Source organism: Paenibacillus sp. FSL H8-0048 (assembly GCF_038002825.1).
In the GTDB taxonomy this organism is placed as follows: domain Bacteria; phylum Bacillota; class Bacilli; order Paenibacillales; family Paenibacillaceae; genus Paenibacillus_AQ.
The window spans coordinates 1,531,796-1,551,208 of sequence record NZ_JBBODF010000001.1 but is presented as its reverse complement, the minus strand read 5'-3'; the positions used below and the strand labels follow the sequence as shown (position 1 = coordinate 1,551,208).

Below are 19,413 nucleotides of genomic sequence, written 5' to 3'. Positions count from 1 at the left end.
TTGGGATGAAGACAGGTAAAAAATTGCTGACAGCCTTATTTGCTGCGGGATTGAGCTTCGCTATGTTCACGGGGGGGAATCCGGGGAAAGTCGAGGCGGCGGCTAAGAAATATCCTGCGCTGCTGAAAATCAACGATTATTATGTGCTCTATACGGCACCGAAGGCGCCATATGTGGATGCCAACTACCGGACGATGATTCCGCTTCGCTCCATTAGCGAGCTGATGGGGGCGAAGGTCAGCTATGATGCCAAGGCTAGGACGGCTGCCATCGAAAAGGATAGTGTAACGGTTAAGTTCACTATTGGTTCCAAAGCTGTTTCGGTTAACGGGGTTGCCGGGTCGATGGATACGGTTCCGGTAATGGAACAAAATTCGATGTTCATTCCGGTCAGTGTGCTTGCCGGACGTCTGGGTATTGTGAACAAATGGGATCAGGCAAATCAGCTCTACACGCTGACTGGTGAAACCCTGATGCAGACGGATATGATCAAGCTATCTTTGGAGGACACTGAGAAGGGCCCCTTCACTTCCCCACCGGGGACGATCATTAGCGACGATGCGTTCCGGCCAGTGTCTTACACCTTTGACCCTGCAAAAGGCAGCTTCACGGTGAAGGCGAAGAATATTACAGGTAAGGATGTTCCTGAAGGGGCGGCGGATGTGGCGGCGTATATACTTTATGATGATCAATTGATTCAGTTGCCGGCGCAGAAGCGGGAAAGACCGGCTGTCCGTAAGGATGGAACGATTGAGGTTACCGTTAAAACCGAAACACCGAGTACGCCTGCTTATTTGCTTGTAAAAGGGCGCCTGCTCGATCCCTCCGGGAATTAGTTTGAATTTCGATTTTGAATCAGAGGTGAATCCGTTGAAGGACATGCTGGCGATCAAAAAGGCAGTAAGTACGCTCAGGGATGAGGAAGTAAAGCAGTACTTGACGCGGATTTTGGCGGGAATAAGCGAGTTGAAGGAGCAGTCTGGGCAACTGGAGAGACCTCTGGAGGAGCATATGGCGGATCCGGTTGCCGCATTGATTGAACAGTACTCATCATTGATGAGTCTTCCGGCACAGCGTGCCTTCTGGGACCCTGCTCCTGACAGTACCCATGTCCACATCCTCTGCGGTGACTCTTTCGGGGGTAGTGTGAAGCAGGTGCTTAAAGAATTTGGTTGGACGGATACCCATAAGCTAATTATTCTGCGGGAGAATTATGCTATAGGTCCGCTGGATCAGTTGGATACGCCAGCGGGAAGGAAATTGCGTGGCGACTGGTTCCGCCAGCATATCCAAGAATACTTTACGGTCTCTGATGAATGTGAAAGAGAGTATACGGAGCTGCTCGACAACCTGGAGCAGATTCCTGGGCAGGCCAAGATTATAATCTGGACCGGGAGTAATGCCTCCGAGCAGGCGGGGCTGCGTCTTGCGGTTCATCTGCTGGGGAACAGACAGAATGAGATCATCGTGCTTGACGCCGGAGCTATCTGTGAGCAGTTGTTCAACCGGCCGCATGCTTTTATAAACTATTGTCATTCCGGTGAGATTCCGTCAGACAAGCTTAGGGAAGCGCTTCTACGGATCGATGAGGGCAGCAGGCTGACTGCTGCGGATAATGCACGGTTGTCTCAGGATTGGCTGACGATTTCAGGGCAGTCCGGCGTACTGCGAATCTGGCAGGAGGATGCCCTGCTGGAAGTGCCCGCTGATTACTACGACAGCTATCTGCTGGAGAAGCTGGACTCGCTTCAGCCACCGACAGGGGATGAAGGATTCCTGAAATCAGCCCGGCTGGTCGGAGAAGCGATCGGATACTGTGACCAGTATGTCGGTGAGGCTTATTTCGAGCATAGGGTGAGAGAACTGATCTACAGCGGGGTGCTGGAAATCAAGGGCGTTCCCACAGCGATGAGATTTTATAGCATCCGGCGCAGAAAAGGGTAAGGTATAAAGGTATATAAGAGGCACTAGAGAATTTAACAAAAAGCAAAAAGAAGCGGAGGTGAAGGCCAACCATGCAAACCTTGTTTCGCTATAGCTGGCTGGTCCGCGAGGAATGGTATCAATGGTGCGGGCAGCTGCCGGAGGAAGAACTGGTGAAGACACGCATTGGCGGGGTGGGTGGAATCCTGCAGACACTGGTGCATATAGTGGATGTGGAATTAAGCTGGGTCCGGGAGATGGAAGGTAAGCCGGATATCCGTTTAGACTTCATGGAGTACAATACTTTGCAGAAAATCAGAGAGGTCGACGCGCGCTTCCGGCCGGAGGTAGAGTCCTTCGTAGTGGCCTGGAATGAGGGACTGGAGCAGAGGAAGCTAAGGGATGAGCGGCCGGATGGACAGGTTGCCCAGCATACCTGGGGCGAAGTAATACGCCATATTATCGCCCATGAGATCCATCATATCGGCCAGCTCTCCATCTGGTCAAGGGAACTTGGCCGGAAGCCGGTCTCGCCTAATCTGATCGGCCGGGGGCTGGCGGAGTATCTGCCCGGCAGAGCGTAGGGTCTGTCCATCCGTATGTGCTGCCGGAAGTCTCCGCTTCCATGCAACGTATCTGATCCGCTCCCGTCCAGACCACGCTTACAGCTCCGGCGGAAACCACAGATGGCGCAGATCGACCCAGCCCTGGCTGTTGAAGGTCACTCCGCGCACGGAGGGCAGATAGGCGGTCTCGGCAGGCCGTTCGTATAGAATATGCAGCTGGTGGTCACGGGTTAGAGTCTCCTCAATCACCCGGAAGCCTTCCGCCCGGACGGCGGCGTCAGGCTCCAGCGAGATCTGGCGCAGCCTGCCCTCGATGCCCGCACGGGTGCGTGGTTCGATGTGCTGCGAGAGGGTCAGATACAGATCGTAGAGCCGGAGCTGTTCGTCCTGGTCGCGGAGAAGCGAGAAGACGATCAGGTCGGACTTCAGGCGTATCGGGCCTTTGAATTCCTCCGGCGACACGGATAACACCTTGCAGGAATATCCGTGCTGCCTTAGTCTTGCGGCGATGTATTCGGCATCCCCGGCATATTGCGGAATCGTGGCAATCTGCAAGGCTTCAGCCGGAGGCGCTGCGAAATGCCGGAAGGGCACTCTCGGAGCTTCATGCAGACAGGACAGCAGCTCGGCACGGAGAAGGGGATCGCTTAGCGGTCCCTTTTTCTTCGTGTTGCAGGTTACGAATTTACGGACATAGGACTCAGAGTGGATTCTGCTTAGAGAGTCTGCGCCCGCTGTGGACGGATTCGGAATGATATGGAAGGCAGAGCCGGTCTCTGAGGACTCCCGGTCCAGGCTCCACGGGACATAGATAATCTCCACACGGTCCAGATGGGCCCGCCCCTGGAAGTAATAAGGGAACACCTCCAGCACACAGGTGTCCTCGTTCATCTCCACGACCTTGAACGGACCGGTGCCCGCCGGCCGGCGTCCAAACAGATTCTCTCCAATGGACTCCAGATCGCGGGGCACAATCGCCGCCCGGCTGGTGCAGAGGAAGGGAAGGAAGAGTTCGTTCGGCTTCTTCAGCAGAATACGGACAGTTGAGGCATTCAAGGCCTGGACCTCCTGAATCTCCTTGACAATATAACTGTATAGCATGCGCTGCGAGGTAGACATCATCCGTTCGAACGAGTAGACAACATCCTCGGCGGTCAGTACCTTGCCATGATGGAATAAGACCTCCTTGCGCAGATGAAAAGTCCAGGCGCTCCGGCTCCCGTCTGTCTCCCAGGCATGGGCCAGGCCGGGGATCACCTTACCGCGTTCACCGCTGCGACCGACCAGTCCGTCAAAAACATGGCTCGAGACAAACGACTCCGCCAGCAAATTCATATAGAGCGGATCGAAGGTATGGAGCTGCTGGGTGACCGGCAGCCGCAGCGTATCGATCCGCTTGTCGCTGTGCACCTCGGCATGATGCCCGAAGTAAGTCAGCAGCCAGCCTTGCAGTGTGTCCTGCAGCGATGAGGTGCGGGCATGTCCGCGGATGCCCTCCAGGGCGCTGCTGATATCCTTACTGCTTATCGCCTGCTTCATGGATTCCAGGGCAATGTCCTCGGCCGCCGCGAGGAACACCAGCTTGGAGCGCCGCCCCCGGCCCCGGCTGGGAGTCCAGGTGATCCAGCCGAGATCGGCCATTTTGCGGATCACATGCAATGCATTACGGTGGGTGCAGCCAAGGGTCAGGGCTAGCTCGTCCAGGGTGACAGAGATCTCAGACGGACCTCCATGCTGCGAATGCAGCTTCAGGAATTGACTATGCAGCTTCATGTGGGACATTCTCCTCCTGCCTCATCTATAAAATAAGAAATTAATCATAATATATTTCTCTTTTTCTTCTTATTTTATCAGCTAGAATCAGGGTATGACAGTAAAAAGATGGGGGAATTTACCATGGACGAACAAACGGTATCCAAACCGGGGCTTGGGCGTGTAGCCTTATTGGCCGCATTTCTGCTTGCAGTTGTGCATCAGTACCTCTTCTACGGCAAAATGCCGGGGATCTCATACCCGATTTTTGTGGTCTTATTTTATGCCTTTATGCTCTATTTTGCCAAGGAGCGGCTGCGCAAGCAGAACTGGTTCAGCTATGTTTGGATGGTGTCCATATTTCTGTTGTCCCTGACCTATATGCTGTTCGGTAACTGGTTTTTCTTTGCGCTTAACTTCGTTGTTATTCCGGCGCTCATTCTATTACATATGACGTATATGCTTAGTTACCGTAAGCCCGCCTGGAGCGGACTCGCACTGATCGGCGCGGCCCTTGAGCATCTGTTCCCGCAAAGTCTGCGCAACTGGGCTACGGCACTGAGGCTGCTGCGCCGGGGTAAAGGCGGGATGGCGAATGAACGCAAGCAGGTATTGATGCGGGTGCTGATCGGCCTGCTGATTTCGGTGCCGCTGCTGCTGATCGTGATCTCGCTGCTCTCTACGGCGGACGGAGTATTCAGTAAGCTGCTGGCCGCACTCCCGGGGATTTTTGACAATATATCGCTGGGGGACTGGGTCTTCCGGGGCCTGTGGGTTCTGCTGCTCGGGCTGGGCATGTTCGGCTTCGTCTGGGGGTTCGTGCAGAGTAAATCCTATATCCGCACTCCTCTGGCCAGTGAGTTTGATGCGATGGGGCAGAAGCTGGAAGCGGCTGAAGCAGGGGACGAGGGGATCGGTCTTGATGATCCCGTCATTATCACTACCGTGCTGACCGCAATCAATGCGGTGTACATGCTGTTTGTGAGTGTCCAGTTCTCTTATCTGTTCGGGGCCTGGGACGGGATTCTGCCGGAGAACAGTACGTATGCGGACTATGCGCGGAGCGGTTTTCTGGAGCTGATCCTGGTCACATCCATTAACTTCGCAATCTTGCTGCTGTCCTTGCTGGCCGTGCGCAAAGCTGGAGGAATCCTGAAGCGGGTAATCCAGCTCCTGCTGTATATTCTGGTGTTGTGCTCCATGGTCATGCTGTATTCTGCCTACTCGCGGCTAACCTTATATGAAGAGGCATACGGTTACACCTACATCCGCTTCCTGGTGCATGCCTTCATGATCTTCCTCGGATTGCTGCTGGTGCTGGCGGCCGTTCGGATCAGCCGGGACCCCTTCCCGCTTCTAAAATGCTACATCGTACTTGGCCTGCTCTCCTATGTGCTGATGAACTATGTAGGGATGGATCTTATCATTGCGAAGCAGAATATCCAGCGTTATGCAGCAAGCGGCACACTGGATGCCGGTCACCTGGCCGGACTCTCCGCAGATGTGGTTCCAGAGCTGATCGAGTTCAGCAAGCAGGAGAAGGGGATTCTGGACGAGGCGCTGCGCAGCAGACTGTCTGACCGTACTCAGCCTAAGCAGAGCTGGCCATCGTTCAATCTGGCGAATCACCGGGAGCGTAAGGCGCTGGAGGATTATTTTGCGGGAGAGCTAATGCAGAAATAGCATCCTGCCTTTGACTTGTGATACAGTAATTTCAGCAGAAATGACACAAGGAGAGAATAAGCTCATGCAATCGATTATAAATCCGGAGGCGGTTCGGAGCCTTACCGGGCAGAATGGCCTTACAGCCATGTTCAGCAGTAGCGCCATTGCCCAGATGGAGCTTCGGCGTTACGGCGGAGGGGAGGCGGTCTGCTCAGTAGGAGACCGGCTGGAGCATATGTTTTTCCTGATGCAGGGCAAGCTGAAGATTCATACGCTGCTGCCTAACGGCAAATCAATGCTGGTCCGATTCGCCCGGCCGATGTCGGTGATCGGGGATGTGGAGCTGCTGCGCCAGTATCCGGTCAAGAATGAGGTCGTCTCTGTAGGGGACAGCCTGCTGCTTGTCGCCGGAAGGAAGCTGCTGCTCCGGGAGATTGAAGACAATACAGCGCTGCTGCGCTTCCTGGTAGGAGAGCTGAGCCACAAAATGTACACGCTCGGCCAGACGTCAGCTATGAATGTGCTTTATCCGGTAGAGAACCGGTTCGCCAGCTACCTGATGTCGCTCTTCGCAGACAACACCGGCGCTCAGCGTGTAGAAGAGATTCGCACCTCTACGCTGACAGAGACCGCCGATCTGCTAGGCACCAGTTACCGGCATCTGAACCGGGTGGTGCGCCGCCTGATTGAAGACGGAATTATTGAACGCAGGAACGGCCGCCTGATTGTGCGGGACGAGGAGCGGCTGGCAATGCTTGCGAACGGGAATTTGTACGATTGAACCGGATGATAGGAGTCATTGTGAGAACCTCCATTTCTGCCTTGGCAGGGATAGAGGTTTTTTTACCTTTGGCAGCGTATTTCAGATTTATTTAAGAATTGTGAAGTACGATACATAGAGAATACATAGTAGAGCTTACATATCGAGTGGAGGTAGTTATCATGTTGAACAGACTTAGAGGAATCCGGGCCAAAATCATGTTTGGTTTCGCCGCTGTTATTATCGTGTTCATTCTCGCAATTACCGGCAGTACTATATTTCAGGGTAAAGTGACTAGGCTTACAGAGCAGATCAACCGGAATTACAGCAAGCTCTCAATGGTACAGAAATTAACCGATGAGATCCGGACAGCGGACGGTCTGGCTGCAAGGTATGTGATGAGTAATACCACTGAGGAGAGAACAGCCAATCTGACGGCCTATGAAGCCAAAATCCCAGAGATTACAGCCGCTGTCGAGGAGCTTAAGGGAGCTGGCCTGAATGAAGCAGAGCTTGCGGGAATTCAGAAGCTGGAGGGGGAGTGGGACAATTATCTGACGGTGCTGAAGCAGGCTTTTGCCTTGGCTAAGGAAGGGAACTTCCCGCAAGCGCAAAAGTCGTTCACAAGCCTCTCCCTTACGACTATCATCGATTCACAGCTGGTGTTCGAGACGATGCTGCATGATGAAATTATGAAGGAACAGAGCCAGGCGGCAACCCACCGCAGTTCGGCTATGATTACCAGCATGGGGGTTACGGGCTTATCCGTGGTACTGGCTCTGTTGATTGCATTCGTATTGTCCGCACGGATTCTGAAGCCGGTCAAGGATGTGAACAGGCAGCTTCAGGAGATTGCAGACGGCGATGCCGATCTGACCCGTAAGCTTAGTGTGCAGACCAAGGATGAGATCGGTGAGCTGGCCCGGAATTTCAATACAATGACCGATAATCTAGGATCGATGATTACCCAGGTGAAGCTGTCTGCGAACGGTCTGGCGGCTTCTTCAGTGAAGCTGACCTCGGATAGCGGAATGACCGCCGAAACAACCGAGAAGATCGCCGGAATTATGGGTGAGGTCGCAAGCGGCGCGGGCATGCAGATGAATGACCTGCAGACGAACATGAACACCATTATTGAAATGTCGGACGGGATTCAGCAGATTGCTGCCAGTGTACAGGATATCTCGGAAGCTTCTATGCATTCTGCAGATTATGCGGTGGCCGGGGATCTGTCTCTGCAATCTGCCGTTAAGCAGATGGAATCGATTAATGAATCCATTCAGTCATTATCGCAAAAGGTTATGGGCTTCGTGAATCGTTCACAGGATATAAGCAGTATTGTAGGGGTGATCAAGGGGATTGCCTCGGAGACGAATATGCTGGCACTGAATGCAACCATTGAAGCGGCCCGGGCCGGAGAGCACGGCAGAGGATTTGCTGTCGTAGCCGATCAAGTGCGCAGACTGGCCGAACAGTCCGCAGATTCCGCCAATCAGATTGCCGAAATGGCGACTGGAATCCAGGCTGATGCTGATCATGCAGTGAAGGTGATGAAGAACAGCATGAACGAAGTAATGGGCGGAACCAAGATCATAGAAGAGGCAGGGCAGTCTTTCAATGCCATCCGCCATTCGATTGATTCACTGGCGGGACAGGTCCAGGAGGTATCCGGTGCGGTAGAAGAAATCACGGCAGCGACGGAGGAGATTGTAGATTCCATCCGCACCGTTACGCATATCTCGGAGACCACCGCGGCAAGTACACAGCAAGTATCCGCCGCATCTCAAGAGCAGATGGCTTCAGTGGAACAGATCGCCTCTTCTGCCAGTGCACTTAGCATGCTGGCGCAAGGGCTGCAAGGTTTGGTAGCACGTTTTAATGTATAATTAGACGAAGCCCCTACCCTGAACGAGAAGGAGGGGCTTCGTCTTGCTTTTTCGCTACTTTTTCATATATTCCCGGTACAGCTCTTCAAAAGTATCGTAACGCTGAAGCTGCCGTCCGGTCCGGTGATATTCCTCCAGATAGTCGTCCATTGCCAGGAGGAACCGGTCCTTGAACAGGTCCAGATAGTCCACATCAAAATACTGCATAAGATTGAACTTCCGCGTTCCCCGCGACTCGGTCATCTCATCCAGCAGACCCTGCGCTCCCATAGCGGCGTAAAAGGCGTAAGAGGCATCCTTACTTTCAACGCTGGAAATCACCTTGTTACGGTAGTTGCACCATAATTCCTCATAGGTGCCCTTCAGATTATCATAGGTGGGCACAGGCTGTTCCACATATTGCTGATGCAGCGCTTTGTGAAGCTCAAGGATGCTATTCAGCAGGAAACGGGAAGTGTTTCTGATCTCATCCACATTTTTTGCTCGGATCACATTCCAGTAGTTCGTCTCGAAATCCCCCGGAAGATGCCGGAAGGACTTCACCTCCTCCAGATAACGCTTCAGCCCTCTCTGAAAATACGTATTATTCATTTGAGACAAAGCGTTCACCAGATTATACACCATTTCGGCTGATGCCAGCCTGACTGCCCCGATCTCCTCATAAAGATATGCATTCGCATACTCCTGCTTCGCCAGATCAATCCACTTCTTGGCCCGCTCCAGGCATTCGCTTCCAATGGGCTTCGCCAGTGTATCCTGCGCCCGCTGCTGATAGGCTCTCAGCTTGTCCATATATTCCGGCTTCGCGCAGTAGAGCACCAGCAGATCGGTCAGACTGGAGATCATCGGACTCTCAAGCGCCGCCTGATCTTCAATCCGGGTCTCCCAAGGCGTGCAGTAGATATCATATCCGACATCCCCGAGAATGAAGCAGGATGAGATGTCCCACCCTTCATTGTTGTTATTGATGATGATCAGATCGAGATCGCTTTTGTCATGGAAATCCCCGGTTCTGAAAGAGCCTGTAAGTCCGATCACCGCAATATCCTCCGGAAAATCCCGTTTGGCCCGCTCGATCACCATGCTGATCAATTTTTCATTTTTGGATAATAGTTCTTGCCTGGTACTTTCGTTCATAGCTGATTCCTCCTGCGTTGTGGCTTGTTGTTGTATTCATTGTAAAAGGATCTGGAGTCCCCGGGTATACCGACTTCGGTTAGGATCATTCTCTCCCTGATGCAAAATCGACAAGCAATACAGGTTAGCGATACAATAGAAGCTAAATCATGAAGACCGAGGCAGAAATAAAGGAGGCATACCCATGACGAATCGGGTAGTAAGCAATATTACAGAGCTGATCGGCGGCACGCCGGTTGTGCGCTTGAACCGGGTAACGGGATCTGCGGATGCGGAGCTGTATGTGAAGCTGGAGATGTTCAATCCCAGCGGCAGCGTCAAGGACCGGGCGGCCTATAATCTGATTCTCCAGGCGGAGCTGGACGGGCGACTGCAGCCGGGCGGGACGATTATTGAGCCGACCAGCGGAAATACCGGAATTGGACTGGCGATGAACGCGGCAGCGAAGGGATATAAGGCTATCCTGATCATGCCGGATAATATGACGAAGGAACGGATCAATATCCTGAAGGCTTATGGGGCGGAAGTGGTGCTGACTCCGGCGGCGGAGCGGATGCCCGGCGCGATTGCTAAGGCGGTGGAGCTGGGACGGGAGATCCCCGGCAGCTTCATTCCGCAGCAGTTCGAGAATCAGGCGAACCCCGATATTCACCGCACCACCACCGCGCCGGAAATTCTGGAGCAGATGGAAGGGCGGCTGGATGTCTTCGTTGCCACTTCCGGGACGGGCGGCACTATTACCGGAACCGGAGAGGCGCTGCGCGCACGACTGCCGGAGCTGCGCGTGGTTGTCGTGGAGCCGCAGGGTTCGCCGGTGCTGTCCGGCGGCCAGCCCGGGCCGCATAAGCTGGTGGGGACCAGCCCCGGCTTCGTGCCGGCGATTCTGAATACCGGCATCTACGATGAGATTGTGCAGGTATCCGATGAGGATGCCTTGGAGATGGTAAGAGAACTGGCCCGTACTGAGGGGATTCTGATCGGACCTTCCGGCGGGGCCGCAGTCTGGACTGCCTTGCAGGAGGCACGGCGCCTGGGACGGGGCAAGCGGGTGTTATGTATCGCGCCGGATACCGGGGAACGTTACCTCAGCATGGGGATTTTCGACTAAATCATATTGGAGGACCGCTATGAATCAAGCGAAGGACAGTTTCCGGCATGGGGTAAGAGCGGCCGGAAGTCTTATTCTTACAGCAGCCATAGTCATTAGCCTGACCGGGTGTGCCCGGACGAACAGCAAGGACGCTGCCAGCAGTGCAGCAGCTTCGGCCGGGCCGTCTGCCGGCAGCCCATCGCCAGCCGCTCAGCCGACGGATAGCCCGCCAAGCGCGGTACCGTCAGCATCACCGTCAGCTACAGCCTCTCCGGCCCCGGCAGCCTTCCTCGACCCTGCCAAGCTGCAGCCGGTCTTCGGATTCGCGAGTGAGACCGGGAGTCATATTATCGTCACCAGGGAAGAGGAGGGGGCCGGGGAGCAGATGAAGTCCCTGAATACTGCCATCGGGAACGGAGGCCAGGTGCTGGCTGTGAAGCTGGAGAAATGGCAGACGGGCAACGAGAATAACAACGGCCGGGAGCTGGCGAATAATATCCCGAATATGTCCGGTTATCTGTTCAAGGTAGAGGGTGACGCAGCGAAGCGGGATGAGACCTATGTTCTGGTTGATTCTGCGGTCTTTCCGCAGGCAGCCTTGCTGGAGCTTCAGCCCGCTGATCTGGCAGGCCCGCAGCTTGCAGCGGATGATCCGCTTCGCAAGAGTATAGCAGCCGCCAAAGGACGGAAGATCAAGGCAGCCTGGAAGCTGGCCGGGCTGGGCCCGGACAGACAGCTCTATCTGGTGCAGTTCGTAAGACAAGATAAGGATATGCTGTTTAGCCTTGTGCTGGAGGAGGATGGGAAGCTCAGCTTCAAGGACTATCCTGCTAAGATTACGGATAATGAATATTCAGTCTGGCGTGTCGATGATGGCGGTGAGGTGAGCCCGCAGATGTTCTCCCTGCTATTCGCGGCCCAAGCAGCAGAGGGAATGCTGCTTGGGCTGAACTGGTGGGGAGCGGAAGGTGTGAACAGCTTTTTCCTGAAGCAGGAAGGCAATGGCTTCACAGAGCTTACGATCGAATATGGCCGCTATACCTCTCCCATGTAAGAAGAGGGAACGGACAGTAAGGCTCCCCGTCACTTTTGAGTGACGGAGGAGCCTTGTCTGCCTGTCATATAGATCGTCAGGATCGGACGGATCAGCATATAACCCAGCATCCCGCCGAATGTATTCAGAAGAAGGTCATCCACATCAAACGTTCCGATATAGAAGACGGCTTGCGAGCATTCCAGCACCGCGCTTAACGCGAAGGACCACAGCAGGACACCGCTGAAGGAGCCGCCGCCTTTTCCATTCGGGTTGAGCAGCACCAGGAAGATGCCATAAGGAATGAATAAGGCGATATTCCCCAGGAAATTAACGACGGTGCTTGTGCTGATATGGTGATAGGTATTGGTTAAGGTGGCCAGCGGGACCAAATTTCCTCTTTGCAGACTGGCGGCAATATGGCCCGGGCTGTTCTGGAGCTGCTGCCATAGAAACGGGAGATCGACCGAACCGAATTTGAACAAAATGATTTTGAACAGAGTATACACGTAGACGGTAAACAGTACCTGCAAACCGTACTTTGTCTGCTTGTGTGCCTTATTCATTTTTACATCACCGCTTTCTCTAGATTCTACTGTTATATGGGTTAGTCATTAAGGATAGACCGTCATAATCACACCGTTCATATTGTCCCCGGAGAACTCAATATGCTGAGCGGCAGGGGTGGGAACAGGAGTGTTTCCGGTAACTTCGATATAGGAAATTTGATATTCAATCCCGTTAACGGTAGTGGCAATCGACTTCTGCTCTTTCAGGAATTCAAGATATTCTTCCAGCGTGAAGTTCTTGTCGTGCATAATCACACTGTGCGGAAGCCCTACATACCGGAAATGCCAGGGCTCATACTTGATGCCTGTGATATCTGTTTTATTCTCAGGATAGCGCAGAATGAAGCCGTAATCCCATGCATGCTCCCGCAGCCATTGTCCTTCAGGGGCATGGCTCATGGCCATTTGGGAGGAGCCGATGTCAAGCGACAAGCCCAGGTTATGCTCGCTGTATCCGGGCGGAAGAGCGTAATCTGCTCCTTTTTCCTCATATAACTGCTTCTGCTTCTCATTGTCCCGGTAACCGCTGCTGATCATGAAGCTGTTGATGTCATCTCCGGCTGCGGCATGTACCATCTTGGTGAATTTCTCTGCCACTTGCTTGGAGAGCAGCGTTTTGTGATCCAGCAGCAGGTAGCCGGAGGTCAGCTCCTCATAATCGTTTAGTCTTACAATATCCGCGCTGACCCCCGTGGGCTGAACGGGGTATTCCTTGTTGACCAGCAGCAGGTTCCCCTGATAGATCTGGCCCTTCGGGATCACGGTCAGAGTCTTCGAGCCATTATCATTATCTGCCGAGACTCGTATTGTCTTAATATTCAGGTCTGCCGTGGCATCCTCTTTGTCCCTGGACATCCACTCATAACCGATCAGCAGGGCAATCACAATTACCACTAACCATTTCTTCATGTTCTCGTCCTCCTTGTTTCAATGACTTAAGCATAGAGGAGCGTGTTTAAATAGAAGTGGGGGAAAGATAAAGTTTTTCTTAAAATGTAAATGCAAAAAACCGTCCTTCTAAAAGGACGGCCACACTGCGGCTATAGCCGGAACAGACTATTGGCTTACTCCCGGCAGACGGACCTCGAAGAGCGTGCGGATGGTGTCGCTCTGCACGGAGATCGTCCCCTGATGCTGCTCGACGATATTTTTGGCAATGAACAGGCCCAGACCGGTGCTGCTCTCCTGATGGGTCCGCGCCTGGTCGCCCGTATAGAACATATCGAACAGAAAAGGCAGATCCTCCGCCGGGATCATATCCCCGTAATTCGTAACCTGGACAACGATCGTCTCTCCCTCCGGGTAGCAGCGGATATCGACATAACGGCCGTCTTTGCCGTAACGCACTGCATTGGTCAGCAGGTTCTCGAACACCCGGGCCAGCAGCTCCCCGTCTCCGGTGATTCTGAGCTGTGGAGTGACCTCTATGCGGGCTGTCAGCCCGTTGTTCTCCAGCAGAGGATACAATTCCTCGTTCAGCTGGACAAGCAGCTCGCTCAGATCAAGGGGGCGCTGCTCCACGGTAAGCATGCCGTAGTTCATCCGGGTAATCTCGAACAGCTCGTCGATCAGCTTTTCCAGCCGCTGTGATTTGGTGTAGGCAATCGTGGTGTAATGCTTCACTTGTTCGGCCGTTAACTCCCCGTCCTTCAGCACCAGATCCAGGTAGCCGAGTACAGAGGTCAGCGGAGTCCGCAGATCATGAGCCAGATTGAGCACCAGCTTGTCCTTGCTGTTCTCCGCGAAGTCCCCGCGCTCCACCGCTTCTTCGAGTTTGTCTTTGGCCTGGTTAAGATCAGCGGCGATATCCTCGAATTCATCGTTAGAATGGATCTGAATCCGGCTTTTGAAATCCCCGTTAGCCAGCAGGCGGATATGATGCGAGATTTCTTTGAAATAGCGGGCATACGGCTTGGTGAACAGGAAAAAGAACAGCAGCGCCAGCGGGATGAAGAAGATCAGGAAGAAATTCAGGTCGCCGAAATCGGCAATCAGGTAACGGAAGCGGGTAAGCTTGTCTTCATACTTCACCTGAGAGGTATAATACATTTGCAGGCTTTTGTAGAGTACAAAGGTAATAACGCCGGAGCAGAGCATGCTGAGTACCAGCAGGGATATCATTTTGAAGCGGAAGCTGCGGACCAGATTAGCCATTGAACGTGTACCCAACTCCCCAGATCGTTTTGATCCATGTATTTTTACTCTGGTCATCGCCCAGCTTTTTGCGCAGGGTGCGGATATGGACCATCACGGTATTCCCGCCTTCATAATAAGCCTCACCCCAGATTTGCTGAAAAAGCTGCTCAGCGCTGAATACTTTCTTCGGGTAGCTGGCGAGTAAATACAGGATATCGAATTCCTTCGGCGTCAGCTCCACGGGTTGTCCGTACAAGGTCACGGAACGGCGGTCCGGATCGACGATCAGCCCACCCGCTTCCACTACGGCCTTTTGCTCGGTAACCGGCTGGTTCAGCTTCATCGAACGTCTGAGCTGCGCATTCACTCTGGCGACCAGCTCCATGGGATTGAAGGGCTTGGTCATATAATCGTCGGCGCCGATGACAAGCCCGGTGATTTTATCCAGATCCGAAGTCTTCGCGCTCACAAAAATAATCGGCAGCCCATGCTGCTCCCGGATCTGCCGGGTCACCTCATACCCGTCCAGCCCGGGCATCATAATATCCAGAACCGCCAGGTCGATATGCCTGGACTGGATGACCTGTACCGCCGCCGGGCCGTTTGTAACCTTTATGGGATGATAGCCTTCTTTTTCCAAATGCAGTCCGATCAGATCGGCAATCTCGGGATCATCGTCGGCGATGAGAATCGTAATCCGTTTCATTTCATTATCTCTCCTATAGTGTCAGCATGATTGTTTACTTAATTGGATATCACTCCTAGTGTAACCTATCGGATTTGGTTTCGCTAACTGTTATGATAGGAAGATGGGAGCTATGGAGGGAAAGATTTAACTTTTAAATACTTAATTCTGTAACATATATGGACGGGCATAGCCCTAAAGAGTCATGCCGGGGATCACCCGCAGATGGTAAAATAACGAACAGAAATTAGGGAGGGAACCGTGACGTATACCCGAATTAAAGTGCTTATTCTGCTGATTCCCACGGTTATGGTCGGGATCTGGGAGTGGGTGAGACATCAGTTCCTGATGTCATACATCTCTATGGACACAGGCAACTTCTTAACACCTGTATTGGTATTTCTCTTCAGTATTATTCTGCTGCTGCCGCTCTTTCGCCTCATGGAGCGTAATCAGCGGGAGCTGGAGCAGGAGCGGGCGGCCACCGGAGCGATGGAAGCACGGGAGGCGCTGGCCAAAGAGCTGCATGACGGCATGGCCCAGTCCCTGTTCCTGCTCTCTGTACGGATCGACCGGCTGGAGCATAGCCGCAAGGACGGCGGAATCAGCGCGGACAGTGTGGATCAGATCAAGAAGACCGTTCACGAGGTTAACCGTTACGTACGTCAGGCTATTGCGAATCTGAAGGTGCCGGTGAGCGGTGCGGAGAGCTTCACGCTGGAGCGTTCTATCCATGAGCAGCTGGCGGCCATAGCCGGAGAAGTCATGATCGAGGTGTCGCTGGATTGGCATCTGGAAGAGCAGGCGCTGACACCGGCCGAACAGGCAGAGCTGTTGTCCTGCATTCGTGAAGCGATTATCAACGTGCGCAAGCACACACGCGCGGGCAAGGTATCCGTATCGGGGCAAGGCAATGAGCATGGCTGGCGTGTAACCGTTGCAGATGACGGCGCTGGGATTGAGCATGATGATCCTTTTGCGGTGAAAGGCAGCTATGGCCTGCAGATTATGAGGGAACGGTCCCGCAGCATGGGCTGGAGGTTGGACGTACAATCGGGGGCAGCCGGAACCACTGTAGAAATTGTGAAGGGGGCGGTGCAGGATGGAACGCTGCCGGGTGCTTATCGTCGATGACCATGCACATGCCCGCGAGGCAATGAGCGAAATACTGGCGCTGGATGAAAGGTTTGAAGTGATCGGTGCGGTGGCCAGCGGAGCAGAAGCCATTGTCTGGACCGGGCAATGGATGCCCGACCTGATCCTGATCGACATCGAGATGCCGGGAATGGATGGTCTGGAGACGACGCGGCGCATTAAGCTGGAATATCCGTATGTCCGGATTGTCATCGTCACCGTGTCGGATGAGATCTCTTATCTGTTCGAAGCGCTTAAGCAGGGAGCACAGGGGTACCTCCTGAAGAACCTGGCCCCGTCCACCTGGATCGAATATCTGCTGGCGATTGTAAGCGAAGAGGTGCCGCTGAGCCGGGAGCTGGCGTTCCAGATTCTGAAGGAGTTCGCCGTTACCTCTGTCAAGGAGGAGCGGGAGGCATTAACGGCGCGGGAGAAGGAGATACTGGGCTGTGTATCCTCCGGTTCCACCAATAAGGAGATTGCCGCAACCCTCGGAATCTCCGAGCATACCGTTAAGAATCACCTGAAGAACATCCTGCAGAAGCTTCAGCTTCAGAACCGCACGCAGCTCACCAGGTATGCCCTGGAGCAGGGGCTGGCTTCGAGGGAGCGGGATTTTCCGGGGAAGAGATAGACCTACACAAGAGAGAAGGGGAGATTTCATTGAATAGAATGTTTCGCAAAATAGCAGCACTGGCCGCACCGGCAGCCGCCGCATTATTGTTGTTCGCAGCCGTGGCGAGCGCCCACGTAACCGTAAGTCCAGCGGAGTCCAGCACGGGGGCCTGGGAGACGTATACCCTGAAGGTGCCGTCTGAGAAAGAAAGCGCCACCGTCCAGGTGGATCTGCGGATTCCGGCAGGCGCGGAATTTAAGCAATACGAAGCCACTCCCGGCTGGGAGGTAACGGTGGAGGGGAACAAAGTGAGCTGGATCGCTAAGGACGGCGGCATACAGGCCGGACAGTTCCAGCGCTTCTACTTCACAGCCAAGAACCCGGACTCCGCAGGCGATATCGCCTGGGATGCCTATCAGCACTATGCCGACGGCAGCCTCGTGCAATGGTCCGGCGAACCCGGCTCCGACTCGCCGCATTCCATCACCGCCATCGCTGAAGCCTCCGGCAGCGCCGATGGCGGTCACGGCCACGGTGCCGCAGACATGTCGGGCAGCGGCACCATGACCATGGACGAGCACCAGGCCATTGTGGAGAAGGAAGGCGCCAGCACCGGCACCTCGCCGATGCTCTACATTACCCTCGGCATCTCGCTGGTCTCCTTCCTGCTGGCAGCGATAGCTTTGCTTCGGGGCAAGCAGGAGTAGGCTGGAGTGACTTGTATGGAGAGAACCCCGCAGCAGATGTGATTTCTGCTGCGGGGTTGTTTGTGGTGGGAATAACAGTATGCTGACGTGTGCTTCTGAAGCCGCAGCCCCTTATCCGTTAAGCAACATGAGGCTAAGTGGAAAAACAACATTTATTTTCTCTTAAATTCCTACAAACAGGCCAACAGTTGGAAAAACGGTACCTAATTTAGCCGAAAGTGAATATTGTGCGAAGTAAGCCCCAATTAAGTGCCGTTTATCCAATTGTTATCGGTGACGGCGCGGAGAGAGCGGGAATAAGTGTTGAAAATACAATTGTTGTTGGGGTGAAACAATTATTTGGTTACTATGGTTTTAACGCCTATTCCAGAACTATTTCCAAATAGGTCAGTGGTATAGATGTGCGTTATATAAGTGCCAGTCTCGTAGTTGTGTTCACTGAGAGGAATGGTGATTTTCCATGTTCCTGTTGATACTTTTTGGCCGCCGCTTTGCTTTATATCATCCTGACCCTGTAACTCGGTCCAAGTATAGAAGGTAAGTTTAGAAATATCTTCACGTACGTTTTCTATTGTTATTTCGTATGAACCAGCCCTTGAGCTAACTGTATCTGGAATGATAATCATGTTGGTTTTAACAATAGTGGTAATCCCTCCAAAATATACACCATCAACCCAGACATCGTTATAGTACAATCCAGACTCATTATTATGCTTATTTAAAGGAACGACAGCTTTCCAGATACCATCGGAGACTTTCTCACCGGCTACCCAAGGATAGGCTAAATCATCCTGATTATTGTAGGCTGTCCAAGTGGGGAAAGTAACATTTTTGGCGTCCTTTTTGACACCATAGGCGTAGACTTCATACGAACTATCCAGCAGATAAACCTCAGAAGGAGCAAATACAGAAGATTGGACTTTAGTCTGAACACCGATTCCGGTGCTGTTCCCAAAGGAATCTATTGTATAAATATGGGTAGTATATGTACCGGTCTCGAAGGAGTGCTCACTTAACGGAACCGTAATTTTCCACACTCCTGGTGATACTTTCTGCCCTGTTTGTTGCTTCAAATCGTCCTGACCATTGGCCTCAGTCCAAGTGTAAAAGGTCATCTTAGTTATAGCCTCACTTCCCCCATGAACGATAATATCATACGAGCCATCTTTAAAATTCACCTTTTCTGGAATTTGAACAACATTTCTTTTAACAACGGTAGTAGTCCCTCCGAAATACATACCATCAACCCAGACGTCATTGTAGTACAACCCAGACTCCTGATTATGTTTGCTAAAAGGAACGACAGCTTTCCAGATACCGTCCGAAACTTTTTCACCGGCTAGCCAGGGAGAAGCTAAGTCATCATTACCATGAAAATCCGTCCAAGTAGGAAAGGTAACGTTTTTGGCTTCTTTTTTAACCCCATAGGCGTATACCTCATAGGAGCTATCTAATAAAGTAGCTTCTGCTGGTGCTTGAACTACAGGTGTTTTAAGGCTGCTTTTAGAGGTCAGGTTACCGTTAAAGTCATATTTATAGATAATAAACGTTCCATCATCATAATCCACACTGCTGAGCTGTCCCGTAGAACCTTTGTAATTATACTGAACTGCCAAAGAAACACCATTATCCCATATCAAAAAAAGAAGCATTCCCAACACGAATATAATGAATTTCGGATAATATTTTTCTATTAATACACTCATTTTCTCTGTATCCCCCTAAATAAATTCTTAGAGGATTATAGCCTTTTC

The 19,413-nt window shown here is 52.7% G+C and carries 18 protein-coding genes; 11 read left to right on the top strand and 7 right to left on the bottom strand.

Going from position 1 to position 19,413, the window contains the following annotated elements; all coding sequences use genetic code 11:
- The first annotated feature begins 5 nt into the window (after window positions 1–5).
- The 3 genes from NSU18_RS06865 to NSU18_RS06855 all read left to right on the top strand — a co-directional run bounded on the left by NSU18_RS06865 (window position 6) and on the right by NSU18_RS06855 (window position 2,507).
- On the top strand, window positions 6–836 hold the full coding sequence (locus NSU18_RS06865) for a copper amine oxidase N-terminal domain-containing protein (protein ID WP_341021006.1): 831 nt from the start codon (window positions 6–8) through the stop codon (window positions 834–836).
- A gap of 43 nt (window positions 837–879) precedes the next feature.
- Window positions 880–1,944 carry a DUF1835 domain-containing protein gene (locus NSU18_RS06860; RefSeq protein ID WP_341148615.1) on the top strand — a complete coding sequence of 355 codons (1,065 nt, stop codon included), beginning with the start codon at window positions 880–882 and terminating at the stop codon, window positions 1,942–1,944.
- A gap of 71 nt (window positions 1,945–2,015) precedes the next feature.
- Window positions 2,016–2,507 carry a DinB family protein gene (locus tag NSU18_RS06855; protein WP_341021008.1) on the top strand — a complete coding sequence of 164 codons (492 nt, stop codon included), beginning with the start codon at window positions 2,016–2,018 and terminating at the stop codon, window positions 2,505–2,507.
- A 78-nt stretch (window positions 2,508–2,585) separates the two neighbouring features.
- On the opposite strand, the gene NSU18_RS06850 is transcribed toward NSU18_RS06855, so the two are convergent.
- Window positions 2,586–4,262: an ABC transporter substrate-binding protein gene (locus NSU18_RS06850; protein ID WP_341021009.1), complete on the bottom strand. Its 1,677-nt coding sequence runs from the start codon at window positions 4,260–4,262 to the stop codon at window positions 2,586–2,588.
- Window positions 4,263–4,385: 123 nt separating this feature from the next.
- On the opposite strand from NSU18_RS06850, the gene NSU18_RS06845 reads away from it, so the two are divergent.
- The 3 genes from NSU18_RS06845 to NSU18_RS06835 all read left to right on the top strand — a co-directional run bounded on the left by NSU18_RS06845 (window position 4,386) and on the right by NSU18_RS06835 (window position 8,552).
- Window positions 4,386–5,924: a DUF4153 domain-containing protein gene (locus NSU18_RS06845; RefSeq protein WP_341148614.1), complete on the top strand. Its 1,539-nt coding sequence runs from the start codon at window positions 4,386–4,388 to the stop codon at window positions 5,922–5,924.
- 64 nt (window positions 5,925–5,988) lie between these two features.
- Window positions 5,989–6,687 carry a Crp/Fnr family transcriptional regulator gene (locus NSU18_RS06840; RefSeq protein ID WP_341021011.1) on the top strand — a complete coding sequence of 233 codons (699 nt, stop codon included), beginning with the start codon at window positions 5,989–5,991 and terminating at the stop codon, window positions 6,685–6,687.
- 161 nt (window positions 6,688–6,848) lie between these two features.
- Window positions 6,849–8,552: a methyl-accepting chemotaxis protein gene (locus NSU18_RS06835; protein ID WP_341021016.1), complete on the top strand. Its 1,704-nt coding sequence runs from the start codon at window positions 6,849–6,851 to the stop codon at window positions 8,550–8,552.
- A gap of 54 nt (window positions 8,553–8,606) precedes the next feature.
- On the opposite strand, the gene NSU18_RS06830 is transcribed toward NSU18_RS06835, so the two are convergent.
- Window positions 8,607–9,689: a nucleotidyltransferase domain-containing protein gene (locus NSU18_RS06830; RefSeq protein ID WP_341148613.1), complete on the bottom strand. Its 1,083-nt coding sequence runs from the start codon at window positions 9,687–9,689 to the stop codon at window positions 8,607–8,609.
- Between the two features lie 184 nt (window positions 9,690–9,873).
- On the opposite strand from NSU18_RS06830, the gene cysK reads away from it, so the two are divergent.
- Window positions 9,874–10,797, top strand: a complete 924-nt coding sequence (gene cysK / locus NSU18_RS06825) for a cysteine synthase A (RefSeq protein ID WP_036695076.1) — start codon at window positions 9,874–9,876, stop codon at window positions 10,795–10,797.
- Between the two features lie 19 nt (window positions 10,798–10,816).
- Window positions 10,817–11,833, top strand: coding sequence for a hypothetical protein (locus tag NSU18_RS06820; protein WP_341148612.1), 1,017 nt, complete (start codon window positions 10,817–10,819; stop codon window positions 11,831–11,833).
- Window positions 11,834–11,862: 29 nt separating this feature from the next.
- On the opposite strand, the gene NSU18_RS06815 is transcribed toward NSU18_RS06820, so the two are convergent.
- The 4 genes from NSU18_RS06815 to NSU18_RS06800 form a co-directional block, all read right to left on the bottom strand.
- Entirely contained in the window at window positions 11,863–12,378 is a 516-nt protein-coding gene (locus NSU18_RS06815; RefSeq protein WP_341148611.1) for a VanZ family protein, read from the bottom strand.
- 48 nt (window positions 12,379–12,426) lie between these two features.
- A complete protein-coding gene (locus tag NSU18_RS06810) occupies window positions 12,427–13,290 on the bottom strand; it encodes a M15 family metallopeptidase (protein WP_341148610.1) in 864 nt (287 codons plus the stop codon).
- 147 nt (window positions 13,291–13,437) lie between these two features.
- Window positions 13,438–14,535 (bottom strand): HAMP domain-containing sensor histidine kinase, encoded by a 1,098-nt coding sequence (locus NSU18_RS06805; RefSeq protein WP_341150993.1) that lies wholly within the window; start codon window positions 14,533–14,535, stop codon window positions 13,438–13,440.
- Window positions 14,528–15,223, bottom strand: a complete 696-nt coding sequence (locus NSU18_RS06800; protein ID WP_341021029.1) for a response regulator transcription factor — start codon at window positions 15,221–15,223, stop codon at window positions 14,528–14,530. The genes NSU18_RS06805 and NSU18_RS06800 overlap by 8 nt, the downstream gene beginning before the upstream one ends.
- A gap of 240 nt (window positions 15,224–15,463) precedes the next feature.
- Here NSU18_RS06800 and NSU18_RS06795 point away from each other — a divergent pair, with 240 nt between their 5' ends.
- From NSU18_RS06795 to NSU18_RS06785, 3 genes are read left to right on the top strand one after another with little or no spacing between them, the layout of a single operon-like run.
- A complete protein-coding gene (locus tag NSU18_RS06795) occupies window positions 15,464–16,336 on the top strand; it encodes a sensor histidine kinase (RefSeq protein ID WP_341148609.1) in 873 nt (290 codons plus the stop codon).
- Window positions 16,305–16,970 carry a response regulator transcription factor gene (locus NSU18_RS06790; RefSeq protein ID WP_340941487.1) on the top strand — a complete coding sequence of 222 codons (666 nt, stop codon included), beginning with the start codon at window positions 16,305–16,307 and terminating at the stop codon, window positions 16,968–16,970. Before NSU18_RS06795 ends, NSU18_RS06790 begins: the two co-directional genes overlap by 32 nt.
- Before the next feature lie 38 nt (window positions 16,971–17,008).
- Window positions 17,009–17,659 carry a DUF1775 domain-containing protein gene (locus NSU18_RS06785; protein WP_341023272.1) on the top strand — a complete coding sequence of 217 codons (651 nt, stop codon included), beginning with the start codon at window positions 17,009–17,011 and terminating at the stop codon, window positions 17,657–17,659.
- A gap of 335 nt (window positions 17,660–17,994) precedes the next feature.
- Here the strand turns inward: NSU18_RS06785 and NSU18_RS06780 are convergent, their stop codons facing one another.
- On the bottom strand, window positions 17,995–19,365 hold the full coding sequence (locus tag NSU18_RS06780; protein ID WP_341148608.1) for a GBS Bsp-like repeat-containing protein: 1,371 nt from the start codon (window positions 19,363–19,365) through the stop codon (window positions 17,995–17,997).
- Window positions 19,366–19,413 lie beyond the last annotated feature (48 nt).

Bases quoted from the DNA above. Each gene is read 5' to 3' on its own strand.
- NSU18_RS06860 (WP_341148615.1), top strand. From the start codon at position 880: ATGCTGGCGATCAAAAAGGCAGTAAGTACGCTCAGGGATGAGGAAGTA.
- NSU18_RS06835 (WP_341021016.1), top strand. From the start codon at position 6,849: ATGTTGAACAGACTTAGAGGAATCCGGGCCAAAATCATGTTTGGTTTC.
- NSU18_RS06800 (WP_341021029.1), bottom strand. From the start codon at position 15,223: ATGAAACGGATTACGATTCTCATCGCCGACGATGATCCCGAGATTGCC.
- NSU18_RS06820 (WP_341148612.1), top strand. From the start codon at position 10,817: ATGAATCAAGCGAAGGACAGTTTCCGGCATGGGGTAAGAGCGGCCGGA.
- NSU18_RS06865 (WP_341021006.1), top strand. From the start codon at position 6: ATGAAGACAGGTAAAAAATTGCTGACAGCCTTATTTGCTGCGGGATTG.
- NSU18_RS06840 (WP_341021011.1), top strand. From the start codon at position 5,989: ATGCAATCGATTATAAATCCGGAGGCGGTTCGGAGCCTTACCGGGCAG.
- NSU18_RS06790 (WP_340941487.1), top strand. From the start codon at position 16,305: ATGGAACGCTGCCGGGTGCTTATCGTCGATGACCATGCACATGCCCGC.
- NSU18_RS06805 (WP_341150993.1), bottom strand. From the start codon at position 14,535: ATGGCTAATCTGGTCCGCAGCTTCCGCTTCAAAATGATATCCCTGCTG.
- NSU18_RS06780 (WP_341148608.1), bottom strand. From the start codon at position 19,365: ATGAGTGTATTAATAGAAAAATATTATCCGAAATTCATTATATTCGTG.
- NSU18_RS06845 (WP_341148614.1), top strand. From the start codon at position 4,386: ATGGACGAACAAACGGTATCCAAACCGGGGCTTGGGCGTGTAGCCTTA.
- NSU18_RS06855 (WP_341021008.1), top strand. From the start codon at position 2,016: ATGCAAACCTTGTTTCGCTATAGCTGGCTGGTCCGCGAGGAATGGTAT.
- NSU18_RS06810 (WP_341148610.1), bottom strand. From the start codon at position 13,290: ATGAAGAAATGGTTAGTGGTAATTGTGATTGCCCTGCTGATCGGTTAT.
- NSU18_RS06815 (WP_341148611.1), bottom strand. From the start codon at position 12,378: ATGAATAAGGCACACAAGCAGACAAAGTACGGTTTGCAGGTACTGTTT.
- NSU18_RS06850 (WP_341021009.1), bottom strand. From the start codon at position 4,262: ATGAAGCTGCATAGTCAATTCCTGAAGCTGCATTCGCAGCATGGAGGT.
- NSU18_RS06830 (WP_341148613.1), bottom strand. From the start codon at position 9,689: ATGAACGAAAGTACCAGGCAAGAACTATTATCCAAAAATGAAAAATTG.
- cysK (WP_036695076.1), top strand. From the start codon at position 9,874: ATGACGAATCGGGTAGTAAGCAATATTACAGAGCTGATCGGCGGCACG.
- NSU18_RS06785 (WP_341023272.1), top strand. From the start codon at position 17,009: ATGTTTCGCAAAATAGCAGCACTGGCCGCACCGGCAGCCGCCGCATTA.